2 protein-coding genes are annotated in these 3425 nt (G+C 41.9%); both read left to right on the top strand.

The window, feature by feature from the left end:
* The coding region (locus F6K37_RS35165; protein ID WP_287255486.1) for a type I polyketide synthase at positions 1 to 1813 on the top strand (1813 nt) is incomplete at its 5' end.
* Positions 1810 to 3303 (top strand): condensation domain-containing protein, encoded by a 1494-nt coding sequence (locus F6K37_RS35160; RefSeq protein ID WP_287255484.1) that lies wholly within the window; start codon positions 1810 to 1812, stop codon positions 3301 to 3303. The genes F6K37_RS35165 and F6K37_RS35160, both read left to right, overlap by 4 nt.
* Positions 3304 to 3425 lie beyond the last annotated feature (122 nt).

Here is a 3425-nt window from a genome sequence, read left to right as displayed (position 1 = left end):
TGATGCTACCTATGTAGTTATCAAGCCAGAAAATCTGAGCTTTGAAGAAGCAGCATCTATTCCAGCTAATTTTTTAACAGCTTATTATGCTTTGCATCATGTGGCCAAGATTCAGGCTGGCGATCGCATCCTTATTCATGCAGCAGCAGGAGGTACTGGAATGGCTGCGGTGCAGATTGCAATGGAAGCAGGAGCCGAAGTCTTGGCAACTGCAAGTCCTCCCAAATGGGAAGCTCTACGAGATATGGGAGTCAAACATATTATGAATTCCCGAACCTATGAATTTGCTGACCAAGTGATGGAAATAACTCAAGGTCAAGGAGTGGATATTGTACTTAACTCTCTGACTTCTGGGGAATTTATTAGTAAGAGTATGTCAGTGGTAACTCAGAGTGGTCGGTTTGTGGAAATCGCCAAGCGAGGAGTATGGGATTCAAGCCAAGTAGCAGCTCTCAGACCGGATGTATCTTATTTTGTGGTGGATTTAGTCAAAGAGTCAATAGAGCAACCGGGATTAATCAATTCTATGTTGCAAGGGTTGAAAGATAAGTTGAGCAACGGTTTACTACAACCACCACCAATAAAGGTATTTCCCATAGAGGAAGTCATTGATGCCTTCCGTTATATGCAGCAAGCCAAACATATAGGCAAGATTGTGGTGACTCAAACACAACTTGCTGATGCTAGGACTCAAAAGCCTTTAAGTTTCCGTTCTGGAGCTAGCTACTTGATTACAGGAGGTATGGGAGGTTTGGGTTTACTGGTAGCAAATTGGATGGTGTCAAAGGGGGCTAAACATTTAGTATTATTAGGACGTCGTTCACCAGATGATGCAACTCGAAAAAAAATAACAGAATTAGAAATGGCAGGAGCGGAAGTGGTAGTGGAAAAGGCCGATGTGTCTGATCGGAAATCGATCACAGAGGTGTGGAAGAGAATTGAGGAGTCAAACCGACCATTAGCAGGAGTGATTCATTCAGCAGGAATGTTATCAGATGGAGTGCTACAAAACCAGAGTTGGTCTAGTTTTGAGCAGGTGATGGCACCGAAAGTCCAAGGTGCTTGGCACTTGCATCAATTGACTCAAAATCAACCATTGGACTTTTTTGTGCTGTTTTCTTCAGCAGCATCTCTGTTGGGTTCGCCTGGTCAGGGAAATCATTCTGCAGCTAATGCTTTCCTTGATGGTTTAGCCCATTATCGTCGCGCTCAGGGGTTACCGGGATTGAGCATTCATTGGGGAGCCGTTTCTCAAGTAGGAGAGGCAGCCGAACGGGGTGCAGATGTGAGGTTAAGTAAGCAGGGGATGGGTGCAATATCTCCGACTCAGGTGTTAGAGTCTCTAGAGCTATTGATGAGTGGTTCGGATGTGGAAGTAGGGGTGGTGCCTATTGAGTGGTCAGGCTGGCAGGAGAGAGTGGCACAGTGGCCGTTTTTGGCGGATTGGTCGGAAACAACTACTTCAACAGTTACTAAGGATAATAGCATTTTAGAACACTTAAAATCAGTTTCCTTCATGGAACGAGAAAAGATATTAATTGCTTATATCGAAGATAAAGCAGTTCGAGTATTAGCCATGAAAAATAATCTCATCGATATACACAAACCTCTAAATAAAATGGGACTGGACTCTCTAATGTCAATTGAGCTAAGAAATCAAATTCAAAGTGAGCTAGAAGTGGATGTTCCAATTACAAAATTTATGGAAGGAATCACCATTGCTGATCTCTCAAATCAACTAAATCAACAACTGAATCAAAGCGATCGCACAGATAACATCAAGGAAAAAAACTGGATAGAGGTAGAACTATGAACTTAATTGAATTCTTACAAGACCTTTCTATCAAAGGTCTTAAATTATGGACTGATGGAGGCAAATTAAAAACTGGAGGTTCCCAAGAAGTACTGACCACTGATGTTATTGCCCAACTAAAGCAGTACAAATCAGAAATCTTACAGTTACTAAAGGAAAATCCAGATATATTCCAAGTCCATCCCCTCTCTTATGGTCAAAAAGGTCTCTGGTTTTTGTGGCAGCTATCACCCCATAATCATAATTATAATGTGTCATTTTCGGTTCGGATCTACTCTAAGGTAGATATAACTATTTGGCAACAGGTTTTTCAAGCTCTAAGGGAAAGGCATCCGCTACTACGGAGTACATTCCCGAAGTTGGGCGAACAACCAATCCAACAACTACATCAACATCAAGCGTTAGACTTCTTACAGATAGATGCTTCTAGTTGGAGTGAAGAGGAGTTAAATAAAAAGGTAATTGCAGCTCACAGACATCCTTTTAACCTAGAAACAGAACCAGTGATGCGAGTTAGGTGGTTCACTTGTTCTGAGCAAGACCATATTATGTTATTGACAATACACCACATTGCTTTAGATGGTTGGTCATGCGACTTAATTACCAAAGAGCTGCCACAACTCTACCAAGCTCAACTAAATGGGCTTGAGGCATCCCTACTACCACTAAAGCATTCTTATCAAGATTATGTTAGTTGGCAAAAGGAGTTAGTAGAAGGACAAGAAGGAGAACAACTATGGAACTATTGGCAACAAAAATTGGGCGGGGAATTACCTGTATTGAATTTGCCTACAGACAGACCACGACCCCCTATACAGACTGATAATGGGGGCAGTTACCCCTTCAAGTTATCTGAAAAGCTGACTGAACAACTGAAGGAACTAGCTCAAACAGAGGGGGCAACTCTTTATATGATTCTGTTGGCTGCTTTTCAAGTGCTTCTGTATCGTTACACAGGTCAAGAGGATATCTTGGTAGGATCGCCTACATCTGGTAGAACAAAAGCGGAGTTTGCTTCTATTGTTGGTTACTTCGTGGACTCAGTAGTGATGAGAGCAGATTTGTCAGGGAATCTCTCTTTTAGAGATTTCCTCTATCAAGTACGCCAGACAGTCCTGGGAGCACTAGCTCATCAAGATTATCCCTTTTCTTTATTGGTAGAGAAGTTACAGGTAGAACGTGACTCCAGTCGTTCTCCTCTTTTTCAGGCTTGCTTTGTACTACAAAAATTCCTGGAATCTCAAGATGTGCAAAAGGTGTTTTTTAGCAGCAAAACAACCTTGATGAATTGGGGAGGACTTGAAGTAGAACCATTTGTATTCGATCAGTATGAAAGTCAATATGATTTATTCCTGGAAATGGTTGAAGAGGACTCATATCTGGTTGGGTTATTAAAATACAATGCTGACTTATTTGATGAGCAAACTATTGCCAGAATTGCTGGTCATTTCCAGAACTTGTTAGAAGGGATAGTGAATGATCCGCAATAGGGAATAATATCAAGTCAGGTTTAATACCTATAATTAGAGGGAGAGTGGGAAGTGTGGGGAGATTGGGGGGGTTCCTAGGGAATGCGTTCGCGTAGCGGCTCTTTCATAGCATCCCATTATAT

The sequence above is a fragment of the Moorena sp. SIO4E2 genome, from assembly GCF_010671945.1.
GTDB lineage: Bacteria > Cyanobacteriota > Cyanobacteriia > Cyanobacteriales > Coleofasciculaceae > Moorena > Moorena producens.
Note: the sequence above shows the minus strand (reverse complement) of the source record. Positions and strands in the feature narration are given on the sequence as shown.

Excerpts from the sequence above, each read along its gene's own strand:
- F6K37_RS35160 (WP_287255484.1), top strand. The coding sequence starts at position 1,810 with ATGAACTTAATTGAATTCTTACAAGACCTTTCTATCAAAGGTCTTAAA.